The 18,166-nt window shown below is 73.4% G+C and carries 17 protein-coding genes; 4 read left to right on the top strand and 13 right to left on the bottom strand.

The genetic code is table 11. The features are described from left to right. Position 1: 1 nt before the first annotated feature. The 9 genes from Q0795_RS02255 to Q0795_RS02215 form a co-directional block, all read right to left on the bottom strand. A complete protein-coding gene (locus Q0795_RS02255; RefSeq protein ID WP_298885936.1) occupies positions 2 to 2,320 on the bottom strand; it encodes a bifunctional (p)ppGpp synthetase/guanosine-3',5'-bis(diphosphate) 3'-pyrophosphohydrolase in 2,319 nt (772 codons plus the stop codon). Between the two features lie 63 nt (positions 2,321 to 2,383). Beyond that, positions 2,384 to 2,947 (bottom strand): adenine phosphoribosyltransferase, encoded by a 564-nt coding sequence (locus tag Q0795_RS02250; protein ID WP_298885934.1) that lies wholly within the window; start codon positions 2,945 to 2,947, stop codon positions 2,384 to 2,386. Beyond that, a complete protein-coding gene (secF, locus tag Q0795_RS02245) occupies positions 2,937 to 4,139 on the bottom strand; it encodes a protein translocase subunit SecF (RefSeq protein WP_298885932.1) in 1,203 nt (400 codons plus the stop codon). Before secF ends, Q0795_RS02250 begins: the two co-directional genes overlap by 11 nt. Beyond that, a complete protein-coding gene (gene secD / locus Q0795_RS02240; RefSeq protein ID WP_298885930.1) occupies positions 4,139 to 6,187 on the bottom strand; it encodes a protein translocase subunit SecD in 2,049 nt (682 codons plus the stop codon). Before secD ends, secF begins: the two co-directional genes overlap by 1 nt. Continuing rightward, entirely contained in the window at positions 6,184 to 6,549 is a 366-nt protein-coding gene (locus tag Q0795_RS02235) for a preprotein translocase subunit YajC (RefSeq protein ID WP_298885928.1), read from the bottom strand. The genes secD and Q0795_RS02235 overlap by 4 nt, the downstream gene beginning before the upstream one ends. A 303-nt stretch (positions 6,550 to 6,852) precedes the next feature. Then, a complete protein-coding gene (gene ruvB, locus Q0795_RS02230; RefSeq protein ID WP_298886609.1) occupies positions 6,853 to 7,959 on the bottom strand; it encodes a Holliday junction branch migration DNA helicase RuvB in 1,107 nt (368 codons plus the stop codon). 44 nt (positions 7,960 to 8,003) lie between these two features. Further along, entirely contained in the window at positions 8,004 to 8,621 is a 618-nt protein-coding gene (gene ruvA, locus Q0795_RS02225; protein WP_298885926.1) for a Holliday junction branch migration protein RuvA, read from the bottom strand. Next, a complete protein-coding gene (gene ruvC / locus Q0795_RS02220; RefSeq protein WP_298885924.1) occupies positions 8,618 to 9,286 on the bottom strand; it encodes a crossover junction endodeoxyribonuclease RuvC in 669 nt (222 codons plus the stop codon). Before ruvC ends, ruvA begins: the two co-directional genes overlap by 4 nt. Before the next feature lie 174 nt (positions 9,287 to 9,460). Beyond that, positions 9,461 to 10,231, bottom strand: a complete 771-nt coding sequence (locus Q0795_RS02215) for a YebC/PmpR family DNA-binding transcriptional regulator (protein ID WP_298885922.1) — start codon at positions 10,229 to 10,231, stop codon at positions 9,461 to 9,463. 259 nt (positions 10,232 to 10,490) lie between these two features. On the opposite strand from Q0795_RS02215, the gene Q0795_RS02210 reads away from it, so the two are divergent. Together Q0795_RS02210 and Q0795_RS02205 are read left to right on the top strand one after the other, a co-directional pair. Then, positions 10,491 to 12,821, top strand: coding sequence for a cell wall-binding repeat-containing protein (locus Q0795_RS02210; protein WP_298885920.1), 2,331 nt, complete (start codon positions 10,491 to 10,493; stop codon positions 12,819 to 12,821). A gap of 72 nt (positions 12,822 to 12,893) precedes the next feature. Continuing rightward, complete coding sequence (locus Q0795_RS02205; protein ID WP_298885918.1) at positions 12,894 to 13,427, top strand: GNAT family N-acetyltransferase; 534 nt, start codon at positions 12,894 to 12,896, stop codon at positions 13,425 to 13,427. On the opposite strand, the gene pdxT is transcribed toward Q0795_RS02205, so the two are convergent. The 3 genes from pdxT to Q0795_RS02190 all read right to left on the bottom strand — a co-directional run bounded on the left by pdxT (position 13,419) and on the right by Q0795_RS02190 (position 16,221). Next, positions 13,419 to 14,120: a pyridoxal 5'-phosphate synthase glutaminase subunit PdxT gene (gene pdxT / locus Q0795_RS02200; RefSeq protein WP_298885915.1), complete on the bottom strand. Its 702-nt coding sequence runs from the start codon at positions 14,118 to 14,120 to the stop codon at positions 13,419 to 13,421. The two genes, Q0795_RS02205 and pdxT, sit on opposite strands and share 9 nt — an antisense overlap. Then, positions 14,117 to 15,016, bottom strand: coding sequence for a pyridoxal 5'-phosphate synthase lyase subunit PdxS (gene pdxS, locus Q0795_RS02195; protein WP_298749140.1), 900 nt, complete (start codon positions 15,014 to 15,016; stop codon positions 14,117 to 14,119). The genes pdxT and pdxS overlap by 4 nt, the downstream gene beginning before the upstream one ends. Before the next feature lie 656 nt (positions 15,017 to 15,672). Then, positions 15,673 to 16,221 carry an HIT domain-containing protein gene (locus Q0795_RS02190; RefSeq protein WP_298885913.1) on the bottom strand — a complete coding sequence of 183 codons (549 nt, stop codon included), beginning with the start codon at positions 16,219 to 16,221 and terminating at the stop codon, positions 15,673 to 15,675. A gap of 81 nt (positions 16,222 to 16,302) precedes the next feature. On the opposite strand from Q0795_RS02190, the gene Q0795_RS02185 reads away from it, so the two are divergent. Beyond that, on the top strand, positions 16,303 to 17,121 hold the full coding sequence (locus Q0795_RS02185; RefSeq protein WP_298885911.1) for a hypothetical protein: 819 nt from the start codon (positions 16,303 to 16,305) through the stop codon (positions 17,119 to 17,121). A gap of 21 nt (positions 17,122 to 17,142) precedes the next feature. After that, positions 17,143 to 17,625, top strand: coding sequence for a nitroreductase family deazaflavin-dependent oxidoreductase (locus Q0795_RS02180; RefSeq protein ID WP_298885909.1), 483 nt, complete (start codon positions 17,143 to 17,145; stop codon positions 17,623 to 17,625). On the opposite strand, the gene Q0795_RS02175 is transcribed toward Q0795_RS02180, so the two are convergent. Continuing rightward, entirely contained in the window at positions 17,622 to 18,152 is a 531-nt protein-coding gene (locus Q0795_RS02175) for a hypothetical protein (protein ID WP_298885907.1), read from the bottom strand. The genes Q0795_RS02180 and Q0795_RS02175 overlap by 4 nt on opposite strands. Positions 18,153 to 18,166 lie beyond the last annotated feature (14 nt).

The following is an 18,166-nucleotide window of genomic DNA, read 5'->3' as shown; positions in this document are numbered from 1 at the left end:
CTCAGGCGTGGCTGCGCCGGTGCGGGTCCGTGCTCGTCGTGCCCGTGACCCGGTAGGCGTCGAGCACGGCCGGGATACGCCGCACCGCCCGCAGGACGGACTCGAGGTGCGACGGGTCGGCCATCTCGAAGGTGAACTTCGACAGGGCCACCCGGTCGCGGCTCGTCTGCACCGAGGCGGACAGGATGTTGACGTGCTGCTCGGAGAGCACCCGGGTGATGTCGGAGAGCAGCGCCGAGCGGTCCAGGGCCTCGACCTGCATGTTGACGAGGAACAGGCTGCTGGCGGTCGGCGCCCAGGCGACCCGGATGATGCGCTCGGCCGACTTCTCCTGCAGGTCGGCGGCGTTGGTGCAGTCGGTCCGGTGGACCGAGACCCCCTTGCCGTGGGTGACGAAGCCGAGGATCGGGTCGCCCGGCACCGGCGTGCAGCACTTGGCGATCTTGACCCAGACGTCGTCCGCCCCGACGACGGTCACCCCGGGGTCGGCGTGGGCCACCCGACCGCGCCGCGGGCGCGTCGCCTCCGCGAGGTCCTCCTCGGTGCCGTCCTCCCCGCCCAGCGTGGAGGTCAGCTGCTTGACGACGTGCTGGGCCGAGACGTGGCCCTCCCCCACCGCCGCGAAGAGCCCGTCGATGTCCTTGTAGTTGAGCCCCTGCGCCACCGCGGTGAGCGTGTCGTGGCTCATGAGCCGCTGCAGCGGGGCGTTCTGCTTGCGCAGCACCTTGGCGATCTCGTCCTTGCCGGAGTCGACCATCTCCTCGCGCCGCTCGCGGGTGAACCACTGCCGGATCTTGTTGCGGGCGCGGGCGCTCTTGACGAAGCTCAGCCAGTCCCGGCTCGGCCCGGCGTCCTGCGCCTTGCTGGTGATGATCTCGCAGACGTCGCCGTTGCTGAGCTCGGAGTCCAGCGACACCAGCTTGCCGTTGACCCGGCCGCCGACGCAGCGGTGCCCGACCTCGGTGTGGACGGCGTAGGCGAAGTCGACCGGCGTCGCACCCGCCGGCAGCGCCATGACGTCCCCGTCCGGGGTGAAGACGTAGACCTCGGCCGCGCCCATCTCGAAGCGCAGCGAGTCCAGGAACTCGCCAGGGTCGGAGGTCTCCTGCTGCCAGTCGATGAGCTGGCGCAGCCACTGCATACCCTCCAGGGCGCCCGGCGCGCCGTCCGCGCCGGCGGTGGCGCGGGAGCCGTCCGGCCCCTCCTCCTTGTACTTCCAGTGGGCCGCCACGCCGTACTCCGCCCGCCGGTGCATCTGGAAGGTGCGAATCTGGATCTCGACCGGCTTGCCGCCGGGGCCGATGACCGTCGTGTGCAGCGACTGGTACATGTTGAACTTCGGCATCGCGATGTAGTCCTTGAAGCGCCCCGGCACCGGGTTCCACCGGTTGTGCAGCGCGCCGAGCACCGCGTAGCAGTCCTGGATGGACTCGACGAGCACCCGCACCCCGACCAGGTCGTAGATCTTCTCGAAGTCGTGGCCCCGCACGATCATCTTCTGGTAGACCGAGTAGTAGTGCTTGGGTCGGCCGGTGACCGTTGCCCGGATCTTCGCGGTGCGCAGCTCCTCGGAGATCTCCCCGCGGATCCGCGACAGCATCTCCTCGCGGGCGGGGGCGCGGTCCGCGACCATCCGCACGATCTCGTCGTAGACCTTGGGGTAGAGCTGGGCGAAGGACAGGTCCTCCAGCTCCCACTTGATGGTGTTCATCCCCAGCCGGTGCGCCAGCGGCGCATAGATCTCCAGCGTCTCGGAGGCCTTGCGGGCGGCGCTCTCGGCCGACACGTAGCGCCAGGTCCGGGCGTTGTGCAGCCGGTCGGCGAGCTTGATGACGAGGACCCGGATGTCGCGCGCCATCGCGACGACCATCTTGCGTACCGTCTCCGCCTGCGCCGCGTCGCCGTAGGTCACCTTGTCGAGCTTGGTGACCCCGTCCACCATCATCGCGATCTCGTCACCGAAGTCGCGGCGCAGCTGCGGCAGCGAGTATGGAGTGTCCTCCACCGTGTCGTGGAGCAGCGCCGCCGCGATGGTCGAGGGCGTCATCCCCAGCTCGGCGAGGATCGTCGCCACCGCCAGGGGGTGGGTGATGTAGGCGTCACCGCTCTTGCGCTGCTGGCCCTTGTGCATCTCCTCGGCGACCGCGTAGGCCCGCTCGATGAGCGCGAGGTCGGCCTTGGGGTGGGTGGCCCGCACCGAGCGCAGCAGCGGCTCCAGCGCCGGGTTGGCCGTGGTGCGGGTCCCGCCCAGCCGGGCCCACCGGGGCCGCAGCCCGCCACCCGCCCGTGCGGGCGGTGTGGTGGCTGCGGGCTCGCTCATGCACAGATCATAGGCGCTGGCCGGAGCGCACCAGCAGCCCGGTGAGGCGCGTGGGCCGTGCGCTCAGACGCTGGTGAGGCAGTGCAGGTCGTAGCCGCCCAGCCGACCCCGGCCGCCCAGCGCCTCGATCTCCAGCACCAGCTCGATGGCCGCCACACTGGCCCCGCACCGCTCGATGAGCTCGCAGGTCGCGGCCAGCGTGCCCCCGGTGGCGAGCACGTCGTCGACCACCAGCACCCGCTCGTGGTGGGAGACGGCGTCCTGGTGGATCTCGAGGGTCGCCGTGCCGTACTCCAGCGTGTAGGACTGGCTGTGCACGGCCGCCGGCAGCTTGCCGCCCTTGCGCACCGGCACGAAGCCGACGCCGAGGGCGTGGGCCACCATCGAGCCGAGGATGAACCCCCGCGCCTCGATGCCGGCGACGACGTCGACCTGGCCGCGTCGCCGGTCGACCGTGTCGGTGACGATCCGGTCGCGCAGCCCGCGGTCGAGCAGCACGGGGGTGAAGTCCTTGAAGACCACCCCCTCCTCCGGGAAGTCGGGGATGTCCCGCATCCCGGCGAGGACGTCCCTCGCCAGCTGCGCGTCCGGGGTCGCCACCTGACCGGCCACGGCCTCAGCGTCCACGGCGCTTGCGCTTCGGCTGGTTGCGCGGTCCGCGCTGGGCGTACGGGTGCAGCTGGCGCCCGGGCGCCTGCTCCCCCCGCGCGGCGGTGGCCGCGCCGGAGGGCGCCGGGTCCTGGGGTGCGCCCGCCGGGGCGCCGACCAGCGCGCCCTCCGCGTCCTCACCCTCCAGCAACTCGTCGTCGGCGTGCGTGGAGGAGCGCTCCTCGCGACGCTCGCGCCGGCGGGTCACCTGCGCGTCGTGCCGGCGGACCACCAGCTCGCCCTCCCGCAGCTGCACGAGCAGCGGGGTGGCGATGAAGATCGAGGAGAACGTGCCGACCGCGATCCCGATGAAGAGCGCCCACGACAGGTCGACCAGCGTCCCGGGCCCGATGAGGGTGACCCCGACGACGAGGATGACCGCCACCGGCAGCAGCGCGACCACGGAGGTGTTGATGGAGCGGACGAGGGTCTGGTTGACCGCCTGGTTGGCGGCCTCGGCATACGTCTGCCGCTTGGTGTCGAAGGCGTGGTCGGTGTTCTCCCGGACCTTGTCGAAGACGACGATGGTGTCGTAGATGGAGTAGCCGAGGATGGTGAGGAAGCCGATGACCGAGGCCGGCGACACCTCGATGCCCACCAGCGCGTAGATCCCCACGGTGAAGAGCACGTCGTGCACCAGCGCGACGAGGGCGGCGACGGCCATCTTCCAGGTGTGGAAGTAGAACGTCAGGACCAGCGTGACGAGGGCGAGGAAGACCGCCAGGGCGATGGCCGCCCGCTGGGTGACCGTCTCCCCCCACGACGGGCCGACGAACGAGCTCGTCACGGCGGACGTGTCGACGCCGAAGGCCTCGGCGAGGTCCGCTCGGGCCGTCTCGGCCTCGGTGTTGTCCAGCTCGCCGGTCTGCACCCGGACGGTGTCGTCGCCGATGCGGGTGATCGTGGTCGTGCCGCCGGGGTCGACCGCCTCGAGGGCGTCGTCGGCGGTCTGCTCGTAGTCCTCCATCTGGGCGGTGCTGACCCCGCTCACCCGCAGCTCGGAGCCGCCGCTGAACTCGATGCCGAAGTTCAGCCCGCGGCCGACCAGGCCCACGAGCGAGATGATCATGAGCACGGCCGACAGGGAGTACCAGAAGCGGCGACGACCGACGATGTCGAAGGACCGGGCGCCCGAGTAGAGGTCGTTGCCCATCCGGGAGAAGCGCGACATCAGACCACACCACCTTCCAGCTCTTCGCGGGTATGCCGTCTGCGCCCGGGGGCGATGACGTCCGGCTCACGCACCCGGCCGCGTCCGAGGTAGGCCGAGCGCTTGGCTCCGAGCCGCTCGGGCTCCATCCCGGACCACTTGCGGCCCTCGCCGAAGAAGCGGGTGTTGGCCAGGATGCTCACCAGCGGGTGGGTGAACATGAAGACGACCAGGAGGTCGATGACCGTGGTCAGCCCCAGCGCGAAGGCGAACGCCCGCACGCCGGACTCGGACAGCAGGTAGAGGACCGCCGCGGCCAGCAGGTTGACGACGTCGGAGATGATGAGCGTCCGGCGGGCGCGCTCCCACCCGGTGTCCACGGCATACCGCAGCGGACGACCGGCTCGGACCTCGTCACGGATGCGTTCGAAGTAGACGATGAAGCTGTCCGCCGTGATGCCGATGGCCACGATGAGGCCGGTGACCCCGGCCATGGTGAGCCGGAAGTTGTTGGCCCACCCCAGCAGGGTCACCGAGCCGTAGGCGAGCAGCGCGGCGATGATGAGCGAGCCGATGGCGACCAGGCCCAGCGCGTGGTACTGGACCAGCATGTAGGCGAACACCAGCAGCAGACCGATGATCCCGGCGACCACGCCCCAGCGCAGCTGCTCGCCACCCAGGGTGGGGCTGATCTGCTCGGAGGTCTGGACCTCGAAGCTCAGCGGCAGGGCGCCGAACTCGAGCTGGTTGGCCAGCGCCTGCGACTCCTCCGGGGTGAAGTCACCCGAGATGGTCGCGGTTCCGCCGGAGATGACGCCGTTGACGGTCGGGGCGGTGATGACCTCGCCGTCGAGGATCGTGGCGAAGCGGTTCTGGGCCTGACCCTGCGGGTAGCCGTAGAGCCGGGAGGTGATCTCCGCGAAGGTCTGGCCGCCCTCGCCGTCGAAGGTGAGGTTGACCTGCCAGCGGCCGGTCACCGCGCCGCCCTGGACGGTCTCGGGGCTGGCGTTGGCGGTGGTGACGGCGCTGCCGGTGAGCTCCACCGGGCCGAGGATGAACTTCTCGTCACCCTCGGCGGAGCAGGCGACGGTCGGCTCGTCGGCCGGGGCCGCCGCGACCTCGCCGGCGACACCGGGGGCCGAGCAGTCGAGCGCGGTGAACTCCTCGGACAGCTCGGGCGTGATCTGCTCCAGGCTGGAGGGGTCGGCGGGCGGGGCCGTCTCGTCCGCCGGCGGGGCCGTGCTGTCGGCGTCGTCGCCGGCCGGCACGCCGGGCGCCTGCGTGGCCGCGTCGTCGGTGTCCCCCGCGGAGACCGGCTGGCCGGCGAGCGGGTCGTCGGCCGCGCTGACCCCGGCGGCACCGTCGAGCCGGGTGCCGCCACGGTTGCCCTCGGTCTGCTCGGCCTCGTCTCCCGACCCGTCCCCGGAGGACCCGTCGTCGACGCTGTCCTCGCCGCCCTCGGACTGCTGAGCCTCCTGCTCGGCCTCCTCGAGCTGCTCCTGCAGCAGGCTCGGGGGGAGCGGGAGGGTGCGCTGCGGGGGCACCTCGGCCTGCGGCCCGGTCGGCTGGGCGACCAGCACCGGGCGGAACTGCAGCTGGGAGGACCGGCTGAGCGCCTCGACCTGCTCGGCCGAGGGGTTGCCGGGGATGGCCACGGAGACGTTCTGTCCGCTGCGGGTCACCTCCGCCTCGGTGACGCCGCCGCCGTCGACGCGACGGCGGATGATGTCGATGGCCTGCTCGAGCTGCTCGGCCGAGACCGACGCGCCCTCCTCGGTCAGCGGCTCCATGACGATCTGGCGGCCGCCGGCGAGGTCCAGGCCCAGCTGGGGGGTGAGCGAGGCGGCCGGCTCGGCCCACAGCCGGGCACCGCCGATGCTGGCGAAGAGCAGCAGCGTGATGAGCAGCAGGCTCATGAGCGTGCGGAACGGACCGCGCAGCCGGGCGTTGCGGCGGCGGGGCGTGCCGCCGCGGCCGCGGCCGGAGCCGCCCCGCTGCCGGCGTCCGCCGCCGTCGGCGTCGCCCGCGAGGTCCTCGTCCCGGCGCGGGGCCGGGGTGGACGTCGTCATCGCTGCGGGCCCGCGTCGCCGTCGCCGTCCTCGGCCCCCGACTCGGCCGCACCACCCCGGGCCGTGCCGCCGCCACCCACCATGGAGATGGGCAGGATCGCCCGGCGCTGGAAGCGGAACACCGAGCCCCCGGCCTCCAGGTGGACCACGTCACCCTCGATGGCGCGCACGACGCCATACATGCCGGAGGTCGTCATGACCTCCTGGCCCGGCTGCAGCTGCCCCTGCGCGTCGGTGACGGCCCTGGCCCGACGACGCTGGTTGAACATGAGGAACAGCAGGAAGAGGATCGGCAGTGCCAGGATGAGCAGCGTGAAGCCGGAGCCTCCCGCGCCCGCAGCGGCGCCGGTCGCCAGTGTCATGGAGTGACCCTTCAGAAAGCGTGTCTCGTGGGGCGCCGGTGCGACGCCGTCGTCCCGCTGCGCACGCTGACGCGCGCGGCAGGCACCCGGGGCAGTCTAGGTGAGTCTTCTGGGGCGGCCAAAGAGGCCGGTATGCCGTGTCGGCCTCCCTCGTTTCCCGCGCGACCGGGAAAGTCCCGCCCCGGCGGCAGAAACACGGTCACCGTTCTCCGCCCGACCGGGAAAGTGCCGCCCGGGCAGCAGAAGCACGGTCACCGTTCTCCGCCCGACCGGGAAAGTGCCGCCCGGGCAGCAGAAGCACGGTCACCCCCCGAGCGGGAGCGTGCCTGCGTCGGGGTCCTCTCCGCCGAACCGGCCCGGCGAACCGTGGCCGGGCACGGCTCCCCCGGCCTCCGGCGGTGCGGTGAGGCCGAGGTGCTGCCACGCGGCGGGGCTGGCGGCGCGTCCGCGGGGGGTGCGGATCATGAACCCCTCGCGGACGAGGTAGGGCTCGGCCACGGTCTCCACGGTGTCGGGCTCCTCGCCCACGGCCACCGCGAGCGTCGACAACCCGACCGGGCCGCCGCGGAAGCGGGTGCACAGCGCCTCCAGCACCGCCCGGTCGAGCCGGTCGAGCCCCAGCTCGTCGACGTCGAAGAGCGCCAGCGCCTCGTGGGCGGCCGCCTCGTCAACGACGTGCTGTCCGTGGACCTGCGCCCAGTCACGGACGCGGCGCAGCAGCCGGTTCGCGATGCGTGGGGTGCCGCGCGACCGGGAGGCGATCTGGGTGATGCCCGCCTCGTCGGCCTCGATCTCCAGCAGCGCCGCGTTGCGGTGCAGGATGGTCACGAGGTCCTCGGTGGCGTAGTAGTCGAGGTGCCCGGTGAAGCCGAAGCGGTCGCGCAGCGGCGCGGGCAGCAGCCCCGCGCGGGTCGTGGCCCCGACGACGGTGAACGGCGGCAGCTCCAGGGGGATGGCGGTGGCGCCCGGGCCCTTCCCGACGATGACGTCGACCCGGAAGTCCTCCATCGCGAGGTAGAGCATCTCCTCGGCCGGCCGCGACATCCGGTGGATCTCGTCGAGGAAGAGCACCTCGCCCTCCACCAGCGAGGACAGCACGGCGGCCAGGTCACCGGCGTGCTGGATGGCGGGGCCGCTGGTGATGCGGATGGGCTGCTCCAGCTCACCGGCGATGATCATGGCCAGGGTGGTCTTGCCCAGCCCGGGCGGGCCGGAGAGCAGGACGTGGTCGGGCGGGCTGCCGCGTCGCCGGGCCGCCTCGAGGACGAGACCGAGCTGGTCGCGCACCCGGCGCTGGCCGGGGAACTCCGACAGCCGGCGGGGGCGCAGGGCCGCCTCGATCCGGCGCTCCTCGTCGGTGCCCGAGGGGTCGACGACCCGTCCGCCGTCGGGGTGGGCCTCCGGCGGCACGTCGACCTCGTAGGACCCGTCGCTCGCCCCCTCCTCGGCGCCGGTCACCGGCCGAGCTCCCGCAACGTCGCACGCAGCAGGGCGGCCACGTCGGTGGGCGCGTCGTCCCCCTTGGTCACGGCGCTGAGGGCGCCGTCCGCCTGCCGGGTGGTCCATCCCAGCCCCTGCAGGGCCTCACGCACCTGGGTGTGCACCGCGTCCTCGCCGGACCCACCGCCGGGTGCCGCACCCGCCCCGCCGGCCAGACCAGGCTCGACGCCCATCGCCAGGATCTTGTCCTTGAGCTCCAGGACCAGTCGCTCGGCCGACTTGCGCCCGATGCCCGGGACCTTGGTGAGGGCCACGAGGTCCCCCTGGGCCAGCGCGGCCCGGACGTCCCCGGGCGAGTGGACGGACAGCATGGCCAGCGCCAGCCGGGGACCGACGCCGCTCACCGTCTGCACCTGCTCGAAGAGGGCCTTGGCGTCGGCACCGGCGAAGCCGTACAGCGTGAGCGACTCCTCCCGGACCACGAGGGTGGTCTCCAGGGTCAGCTCCTGGCCGGTCCGGCAGCCGGCGGCGGTCTCCGGGGTCGTGTGCACGAGCAGGCCCACCCCCCCGACCTCGACGACGACGTGGTCGAGGCCGACGTGGCGGACGGGTCCGCGGACCGAGGCGATCACCGGGGGTTCCTCCTGCTGACGGTGGTGGGACGGCCGCCCGCGCGCGCCGAGGCGCGGGCGTTGGCCGAGCGGGCTGCGGTGCGGTGCTCGGCGTGCAGCTGGGCGAGCCGGTTGGGAGCCGCCCGGGACGCCTGGTCCTCGGCGTCCTGGAGGCGGTTGCGGTCCCCGGCGCCGTCGTCGGCCCGGACCCGGGCCGCCCCTCGCCAGAGGTGACAGATCGCCAGCGCCAGCGCGTCCGCGGCGTCGGCCGGTCGGGGCGCCTGCTCGAGGGTGAGGATACGCGTCACCATGTGGGTGACCTGGGCCTTGTCCGCGCGGCCGTTGCCGGTGACGGCGGCCTTGACCTCCGAGGGCGTGTGCAGCACCAGGGGCAGCCCGAGCCGGGCGGCGGCCAGCATCGGCACGGCCGACGCCTGCGCCACGCCCATGATGCTGCTGTTGCGGGTGCTGGCGAAGACCCGCTCCACGGCCACCGCGTCGGGCCGCGTACGCGCCAGCCACTCGTCGATCTCGGTCTGCAGGGTGAGCAGGCGCTCGGCCGGCTCGTCACCGGGTGGGGTACGGACGACGCCCACCTCGACCAGCCGCAGCGAGCGACCCGGGAGCCCCTCGACGACCCCCAGACCGCAGCGGGTGAGACCGGGGTCGACGCCGAGCACGCGCATACCGCTCCCGTTCGCTGGTGTGGACAGATGTTCGGACACCACGCTACAAGTCCGGACGCCCCGGCCCGCGCGCGACACACCCACCGAGCAGAGCTCGAGAGCACGGCGTGGGCCTCGCTCCGCTCGGGCGACCTGCGTGCCTCGAGCAGTCAGGCTCGCTGCGCTCGCGACTCCTCAGTCCTCGGCGTCGAGCTCGGCGAGGACCTCGTCGGGGATGTCGGCGTTGGAGTAGACGTTCTGGACGTCGTCGCAGTCCTCCAGCGCGTCGACGACCCGGATGACCTTCTTGGCGCCGTCGGCGTCCAGGGGCACCTGCATGCTGGGGACGAAGGTCACCTCGGCCGAGTCGTAGTCCATGCCGGCGTCCTGCAGCGCCGTCCGCACGGCCACGACGTCACCGGCCTCGGAGATGACCTCGAAGGACTCGCCCACGTCCTCGACCTCCTCGGCGCCCGACTCGAGCACGATCTCGAGCAGCGAGTCCTCGCTGGCCTCCCCGCTCTCCTGCTCCTTGGGCACGACGACCTGGCCCTTGCGCTCGAAGAGGTAGGCCACCGAGCCGCTGTCGGCCATCGACCCGCCGTTGCGGGTCAGGGCGGTGCGCACCTCCATCACCGCGCGGTTCTTGTTGTCGGTGAGGCACTCGATGTAGAGCGCGACGCCCCCCGGGGCATACCCCTCGTAGACCAGGGCCTCGTAGCTCGCGCCGCCCGCCTCCGCGCCGCTGCCGCGCTTGACGGCGCGGTCGATGTTGTCGTTGGGCACCGAGCTCTTCTTGGCCTTCTGGATGGCGTCGTAGAGGGTCGGGTTGCCGGCCGGGTCTCCCCCACCCATCCGGGCAGCGACCTCGATGTTCTTGATGAGCTTGGCGAAGAGGTTGGCCCGCTTGGCGTCGATCGCGGCCTTCTTGTGCTTGGTCGTCGCCCACTTGGAGTGGCCACTCATCGTTGCTCCTCGATCTGTCGACGTGCGGGTCAGGTATGCCGTGCCCGTCCCGGTCGGCGCGGCACAGCTCCTCAGGCTACCTGCCGGGGCGGGCCGCCCCGACGGACCCGACCGACCCGGCGGGAGCCTCGGGAGTCGGCCCGGGGCCGGTGACGAGATCACCCGCCACTCTTGCCCCAGGCACATCGCGTACCGCATAGTAATGAGCGCCGGAGCAACGTCCCTGCTCAGGCACCCCTCCCATCCTCCTGGAGTCATCGTGCGACGACCGTCCCTCGTCGGCCTCACCCTCGCTCTCGTCCTCTCCCTCACCGGTGCGCCGGCCACGGCCGCCCCGCAGGAGCAGGACGCGGCGCAGGACGCCCTCCCCCACGCCCAGCAGGCCGAGTCGGCCGAGCCCGTGCAGACGCCCGAGGAGCTCGGGGAGACCACGGTGGTCACGGACAGCTCCGTGCTCCCGGCCCCCGTGCCCGGTTCCGAGGTCTACCCGGTGCCGGCCGACGGCAGCTACGACATCACCGGCGGCGGCTTCGGCCACCGGATCGGCATGTCGCAGTGGGGGGCCCACGGTGCCGGTCTGCAGGGCCTGTCGCACGATCGGATCCTCTCCTTCTACTACCCCGGTACCCGCCTGGAGACCTGGGCGGCCTCGGACATCTCCGTGGGCATCACCATCGACCACGACGGGATCACCCAGGTGGCGCACCGCAGCGGGCTGCGCGTCGGCGCCGCGGCGGGCGGCACGACCTACGCCCTGCCGTCCGGACGCAGCCAGTGGCGGGTCCGCGCGACCGGCGGCTCGGCGACCTCCTGCGTCCTGCAGGGGTATGACGGTTCCTCCTGGTCGACCTGGTGGCCCTCGGGCATGTCCCGGCGCTGCCCGGTGACCTTCAGCTCCCCCTCCGAGAAGACGGTCGACCTCGTCCTCCCGGACGGCTCCCGGCGCATCTACCGCGGGGCCGTCACGGCCACCCACCGCGGCAGCACCGCGCTGGCGACCGTCAACCACCTGCCGCTGGAGCACTACCTGCGCTCGGTGGTCGCCGCGGAGATGGGCCCCTCCTTCCACCCCGAGGCGCTGCAGGCCCAGTCGGTCGCTGCCCGCACCTACGCCGAGCGCAGCGCCAGCACCAGCTACTACGACATCTGCGACACGACCGCGTGCCAGGCATACCGGGGCCGTGGGGTGCGTCGCGGCGACGGCAGCATCACCTCCTACGAGTACTCCGCCAACACGAGCGCGGTGAACGCGACGTCGGGGCAGGTGCTGACCTTCGCCTTCCCGAACGGACGCCGGCTGGCGACGACGATGTACTCCGCCTCCACCGGCGGTCAGACGATCGCCTCGGGCAACGGCCACGACTACCTCACCGCCCAGCGGGACCCCTACGACGCGGTGGCGGCCAACCCGCGGCACCGCTGGAGCGCCTCGCTGCCCCGCACCGCGCTGCAGCAGCGCTACGGCATCCACCGGGTGGAGCGCATCCAGGTGCTGACCCGCGACGGGGTGGGCGCCTGGGGTGGTCGGGTCCTCACCGCCCGGGTGGAGGGCTTCACCGCCGCCGGGCAGTACACCTGGGCCCACGCCACCGGCACGGGTCTCATGCTCGCCCGCTACTGGCCGACGTGGTCCGACGGCCTGTCCTCGGACTACTTCACCTTCGCCTCGCCCGCCCCGGCGCCGACCGGACCGGTCCGGCTCGGCGGCACCGACCGCTACGGCACCGCGGCGACCGTGGCCGAGCAGTGGTCCCCCGGCCTCGAGGTGGTCTACGTGGTGTCCGGCCAGGACTACCCCGACGCCCTGGCCGCCTCGGCCCGGGCCGGGGTCTACGACGCCCCGATCCTGCTCAGCCGGGCGGACGACCTGCCCGGCGCCACGCGACGCGCGCTGACCCGGCTGCGCCCGGACCGGCTCGTCGTCCTCGGTGGCACCGGGGCCGTGAGCGGAACGGTCCTCACCGAGCTGCGCTCCTACGCCCGTACCGGCCGGGTGGACCGGGTGGCCGGGACCGACCGGTACGCCACCGCGGCCGCGCTCTCGGACTACTACCCCTCCCGCGTCGACCGGGTGCTGCTCGCCAGCGGGCAGGCGTTCCCGGACGCGCTGGCCGGGGCCGCGGTCGCCAACGGCGAGCAGGTGCCGCTGCTCCTGACGCGGGGGGACGAGCTGCACCCCAGCACGCGACGCGCGCTGGAGCGGCTGCGTCCGCGCGAGGTGGTCGTCCTGGGCGGCGACGGTGCCGTCTCGGCGTCGGTCCTGCGCGAGGCGGGTCGCTACGCCTCCGCCGGGGCCCAGCGCTGGGCAGGCACGGATCGCTACCGCACGGCGGCCAAGATCGCGGCGACTTTCCCCCGGAGCACCGAGCCCTCGTTCGTCGCGCTCGGCACCGACTTCCCGGACGCCCTCGTCGCGGCCGCCCTGGCCGGTCGGCACGACGCCCCGTTGGTGCTGACGCGCGGCGACCGGGTGGTGCGCGGTGCCGACCTGGCGCTCACCCACCTGCGGCCGGGCTCGATGTACGTCCTCGGCGGCGACGGCGGGATCACCGACACCACGATGACCGCCCTGGGGCGCTACCTGCGCTGAGATCGCCGGCCGAGGCGACCCTCGCCGGCGGGCACCACGGCATACCGTCGCCACCACGCCTAGGCTCGGGTCGTGCCCTCCTCCCCCGACGGCGTCCTGCTCCGCCCGCGAGCGGACGAGGACGTCCGCGAGCTGGCGCGGCTGCTGCTCGCCCAGCAGCCGACGACCGGCTACCCCATGCGGAACCCGCTGCCGGTGCCGGCCGAGCAGTTCGTGGCCCGGCCCCGCGATCTGGCCGCGTGGGTGGTGGAGGTCGACGGGGCGCTCGCCGGGCACGTCGCGGTCGACCGGGTCGAGGACGGTGAGATCGGCCGGGGCTTCCTCGCCGCGACCGGTATGCCGCTCGCCCGGCTCGGCTCCGTGTCCACGCTCTTCGTCGGGCCGGGTCGGGCGGGGCTCGGCCTGGGCGGCCGGCTGCTGGACACCGCCGTCGACTGGGCCCGCCGGCAGGGGTTGATGCCGGTGCTCGACGTCTTCCCCGGCCACGCGGCCGCGCGGGCGCTCTACCTGCGCCGGGGCTGGCGGGACGTCGCCACGCTGCGGCCGGGCTGGGTGCCCGACCATGCGGACGACCTGGTCCTCATGATCCTGCCGGACTCAGCCTGAGCAGAGCCGGACGAAGAGCGCGTGCACCCGGTGGTCGCCGGTGACCTCCGGGTGGAAGCTCGTGGCGAGCAGGTGGCCCTGCCGGACGGCGACGGGGTGGCCCTCCACCGCGGCGAGGACCTCGACCTCGTCGCCGAGCCGCTCCACCCACGGCGCGCGGATGAACACGGCGGGGAAGAGGCGGTCGGGGTCGGGGAGCCCGGCGATCTGCAGGTCGGTCTCGAAGCTGTCGACCTGGCGCCCGAAGGCGTTGCGTCGCACGGTCATGTCGATGCCGCCGAAGGTCTGCTGCTCGGGATGCCCGTCGAGGATCTCGTCGGCGAGCTGGATCATCCCCGCGCAGGAGCCGTAGACCGGCAGCCCCTCGACGACGAGGCGCCGGATCGGCTCGTGCAGCCCGAAGATCCGGCACAGCCGGTCGATGGTCGTCGACTCGCCGCCGGGGATCACGAGGCCGTCCAGGCCCCCCAGCTCGCGGGGCCGGCGGACCAGGCGCGGGTCGGCCCCGCAGGCGTCCAGCGCGGCGACATGCTCGCGCACGTCCCCCTGGACCGCGAGGACACCGACGACGGGGCGGCGGCCGTTGGTCTGCTGGTCGCCGGCCTGCTGCTCGGGCCCTTCGTGCGACTGGTGCTCGTCGCCGGCCTGCTGGCCGGGCTCTCGGCCCGACTGCTCCTGGTCGGCCTCGCTCACCAGCCGCGCTCGGCGAGCCGGTGCGGCTGCGGGATGTCGTCGACGTTGATCCCGACCATGGCCTCGCCGAGACCGCGGGAGACCTCGGCCAGCGTGTCGGGGTCGTCGTGGAAAGTCGTGGCCTTGACGATGGCCGCGGCCCGCTGCGCGGGGTTGCCGGCCTTGAAGATGCCGGAGCCGACGAAGACCCCCTCGGCTCCGAGCTGCATCATCATCGCGGCGTCGGCGGGGGTGGCGATGCCGCCCGCGGTGAAGAGCACCACCGGGAGCTTCCCGGCCCGCGCGACCTCCTTGACGAGCTCGTAGGGCGCCTGCAGCTCCTTGGCCGCGACGTAGAGCTCGTCGTCGGCCAGCGACGAGAGCCGGTTGATCTCGCCGCGGATCGAGCGCATGTGGGTGGTGGCGTTGGAGACGTCGCCGGTGCCGGCCTCGCCCTTGGAGCGGATCATCGCCGCCCCCTCGGTGATCCGGCGCAGCGCCTCGCCCAGGTTGGTCGCGCCGCAGACGAAGGGCACGGTGAAGGCCCACTTGTCGATGTGGTGGGCGTAGTCGGCCGGGGTGAGCACCTCGGACTCGTCGACGTAGTCGACCCCGAGGCTCTGCAGCACCTGGGCCTCGACGAAGTGGCCGATCCGGGCCTTGGCCATGACCGGGATCGACACCGCCTCGATGATGCCGTCGATCATGTCCGGGTCGCTCATCCGGGAGACCCCGCCCTGCGCCCGGATGTCGGCCGGCACCCGCTCCAGCGCCATGACGGCGACGGCCCCCGCGTCCTCGGCGATCTTGGCCTGCTCGGGGGTGACGACGTCCATGATGACGCCGCCCTTGAGCATGTCGGCCATGCCGCGCTTGACGCGGGTGGTGCCGGTGGTGGGCTGGGTGGGCTCGGACATGCCTGGGGGGCCTCTCGTGCTCGGTCGGGTGGGTGGGTGCGGAGTGCGGTGCAGTGGCGTCGGGGTGCGGTGCGGGTGGGGGCGCCCGCCCGCTCAGTCTACGGACCGCTGGCGCGCCCCCGGACCAGGTATGCCGCCCCCCGCTCCCCGCTCCCCGCTCCCCGCTCGCCGCTCCCCCGCCCCGCACTCCCCGTCCGCGTCCTGAGCAGAGGAAGGCTCCCGAGGCAGGGGTTCCAGCGCCTGCTCAGGGAGCCTTTCTCTGCTCAGGTCCGGCTGGTCGGGCCCAGCGCCTGCTCAGGGAGCCTTTCTCTGCTCAGGTCCGGCTGGTCGGGCCCAGCCCGACGCCGGGAGCGCTTCACTGCTGAGGCGGGCCGAGCGGTGGTGAGCCCCGGCATACCCCTGTGCGTGTCGTCGTGCACATGCGTGCCCAGGGGCCCGTTCCCAGCCTCGGTCCGCAGCCTGAGCAGAGAAAGGCTCCCGAGGCAGGGGTTCCAGCGCCTGCTCAGGGAGCCTTTCTCTGCTCAGGTCCGGCTGGTCGGGCCCAGCGCCTGCTCAGGGAGCCCTTCTCTGCTCAGATCCGGCTCGCCCAGCGGGCGGCGGAGGCTCGCCGGTATGCCGTGGACACCGGCGCGACCCGTGGGTGCGCCGGCGGGCGCTCAACCCGGCCAGGCGGCGGCGAGCTGGTCGCGGACGTCGGCGAGCAGCTGCGGCAGCGCCTTGGTCTGCCCGACGATCGGCAGGAAGTTGGCGTCGCCCATCCAGCGCGGGACGACGTGCTGGTGCAGGTGGGCCGCCACGCCAGCCCCCGCGACCTCCCCCTGGTTCATCCCCAGGTTGAAGCCGGCCGGGTTGCTCGCCGCCTGGATCGCTTGGAGGGCCGCCTTGGTCAGCGCGGTGAACTCGGCCGTCTCCTCGTCGGTGAGGTCGAGGTAGAGCGGGACGTGCCGGTAGGGGCAGACCAGCAGGTGGCCGGGGTTGTAGGGGAAGAGGTTGAGGATGACGTAGCAGTGCTCCCCGCGGTGCACGATGAGGTCATCCCCGCCCGCGCCCGTCGTCGCCGCGCAGAACGGACACCCGTCGCCCGCGTCGGCACTGGGGCGCTCGCCGCGCACGTAGGCCATCCGGTGCGGCGTCCAGAGCCGCTCGAACCCGTCCTGCGACCCGGCGAAGGAGGTCGCGTCCTCCGGCTGCAGCTGCCCCGTCATGGCACGCAGTCTAGGGCCGCTCTCATCGCCCCCTCACCTGCGTCCGCGAGGCTGGGCGCGACCGTCGCCCGAGGAGGACGTATGGCCGACCCCCGCACCGATCGCGGTCCGCTCGCCCTCTTCGTGCTCGGCAAGCCGCCGTCGTCCTCGAGCATCTTCCCGGAGGTGTTCGCCCTGCTCGGGCACCGCGGCGTGCGGGTGGAGGTATGCCTGCCGCACGACGGGCAGGCACCCCCACCTCCCGAGCAGGTGTCGTTGGTGGTCCACCGGGGTCTGCGGCCGGGCGCCCTGGGGGTCGTCGAGGACCTGGCGGCCGCCGGCGTGCCCGCCGTCGACCCGGTGCCCGCGGTCCGGCTGCTGCAGCGGCACCAACGGCTGGAGGAGCGGCTGGCGCGGGCCGGGCTCCCGGTCCCCCGCTCGCGCTCCGTGCTGACCTGGGCCGACGTCCTCGCAGATGCCCGTGAGGAGCAGCGGGTGGTGAAACGGCGCCGTCGCGGTCGAGGCCGTGGCGCGGAGGTGCTGGCCGGCCGCGCGGGCGACCTCCCGCCCGAGCCGCCCTTCCCCGGGCCCTACATCACCCAACCCTTCGTCCCGAACGACGGGCTGGACCGCAAGCTCTACGTCATCGGTGACCGCGTCGCCGGACTCCTCAAACCGTCCCCGCTGGTGGGTGGGCACGTGGAGACCGGCCGGCCCTTCCAGGTGCCCGCCCCCCTCGAGGCGCTGGCCCTGGCCGCCGCCCGCACCTGCCGCCTGGACCTCGCCGGCGTCGACGTGGTGCTCGGGCCCGCCGGGCCGGTGCTCGTCGACGTCAACGCCTTCCCCGGCTACCGCGGGGTGCCCGGGGCTCCGCAGGCCCTGACCGACCTCGTCGCCGACCGGGTGGGAACAAGCCGGTGACCGCCGTGAGTTGGCCCCAGCATGGACGACAACCAGCCCCAGCACGACCTGCGCGACGCCGCGATCGGTGACCCCACGGCATACCTGCCGGAGAAGAGCGAGTGGGTGGCCAGCCAGCTGCGCGACATCGACGCGGCGGGCGACACCGCGGCCGCCACCATCCAGGACCGGCCGGTGATGGTCATCACCATGCGGGGTGCCCGCAGCGGCCTGCTGCGCCGGGTGCCGCTGATGCGGGTCGAGCACGACGGGGCCTACCTCGCGGTGGCCAGCAAGGGCGGGGCCCCGGAGCACCCGGCGTGGTACTACAACCTCGCCAAGAACCCGGACGTCCTGGTCCAGGACGGCACGAGCCAGCAGGCGCTGCGGGCGCGGGAGCTGGCGGACGGGCCCGAGCGGGACGCGTGGTGGGAGCGGGCCGTGGCGGCGTTCCCCAGCTACGCCGACTACCAGGAGAAGACGGACCGGCTCATCCCGGTCTTCGTGCTCGAGCCGCTCGCCTAGGCCTGCGTCGGTAGCGAGACCGAGCGCACCTGCCGCACGCTCGCGCGCACCGCGTCCAGCACGGGGGCGGGCAGGGTGACGTCGTCGGCGACCTCGACCCGGTCCGCGCCCCGCTGCCGGGCCCAGCCGACGACCTGCCGGACCAGCGCGAGGCATACCGCCTCCTCACCCGCCCCGGTGGCCGGGCCCAGCGCAGAGAGCACCAGCAGCCGCGGGGCGGTGCCGGGCAGGTGCGGCAGCATGGTGCGGCGCACGAGCGCCATCCCCACGTGCTCGCCGTCGTGCTCGGCGACCCAGGCCGGCAGGTCCGCCGCGCGCGGGTGCCAGGCGCTGGCGAAGGCGCGCACGTGCTGCGGCCGGTCGGGGTCGGGGTCGGTCCCGGCGCGCAGCAGGACCTGCTTGTGCAACGCGCCCAGGAGCAGTGCCTCGTCGTCGTTCACGACCCGCACCCGGACGACGTCGGCCAGCTCGCCCAGCGTCGGCATACCGCCCTCCTCATCCCTGGGGTATGCCGTGATCCTAGCCATCCCCGACCGTGCCG

The organism is uncultured Serinicoccus sp., assembly GCF_947487915.1.
GTDB lineage: Bacteria > Actinomycetota > Actinomycetes > Actinomycetales > Dermatophilaceae > Ornithinicoccus.
Note: the sequence above shows the minus strand (reverse complement) of the source record. Positions and strands in the feature narration are given on the sequence as shown.

What these genes read in the sequence shown, in the direction of transcription:
- Q0795_RS02190 (WP_298885913.1), bottom strand. Translation starts at nt 16,221, where the DNA reads ATGACGGGGCAGCTGCAGCCGGAGGACGCGACCTCCTTCGCCGGGTCG.
- Q0795_RS02175 (WP_298885907.1), bottom strand. Translation starts at nt 18,152, where the DNA reads ATGGCTAGGATCACGGCATACCCCAGGGATGAGGAGGGCGGTATGCCG.
- secF (WP_298885932.1), bottom strand. Translation starts at nt 4,139, where the DNA reads ATGTCGCGCTTCTCCCGGATGGGCAACGACCTCTACTCGGGCGCCCGG.
- Q0795_RS02185 (WP_298885911.1), top strand. Translation starts at nt 16,303, where the DNA reads ATGGCCGACCCCCGCACCGATCGCGGTCCGCTCGCCCTCTTCGTGCTC.
- ruvC (WP_298885924.1), bottom strand. Translation starts at nt 9,286, where the DNA reads ATGCGCGTGCTCGGCGTCGACCCCGGTCTCACCCGCTGCGGTCTGGGG.
- secD (WP_298885930.1), bottom strand. Translation starts at nt 6,187, where the DNA reads ATGACGACGTCCACCCCGGCCCCGCGCCGGGACGAGGACCTCGCGGGC.
- Q0795_RS02235 (WP_298885928.1), bottom strand. Translation starts at nt 6,549, where the DNA reads ATGACACTGGCGACCGGCGCCGCTGCGGGCGCGGGAGGCTCCGGCTTC.
- pdxS (WP_298749140.1), bottom strand. Translation starts at nt 15,016, where the DNA reads ATGTCCGAGCCCACCCAGCCCACCACCGGCACCACCCGCGTCAAGCGC.
- Q0795_RS02180 (WP_298885909.1), top strand. Translation starts at nt 17,143, where the DNA reads ATGGACGACAACCAGCCCCAGCACGACCTGCGCGACGCCGCGATCGGT.
- Q0795_RS02215 (WP_298885922.1), bottom strand. Translation starts at nt 10,231, where the DNA reads ATGAGTGGCCACTCCAAGTGGGCGACGACCAAGCACAAGAAGGCCGCG.
- Q0795_RS02255 (WP_298885936.1), bottom strand. Translation starts at nt 2,320, where the DNA reads ATGAGCGAGCCCGCAGCCACCACACCGCCCGCACGGGCGGGTGGCGGG.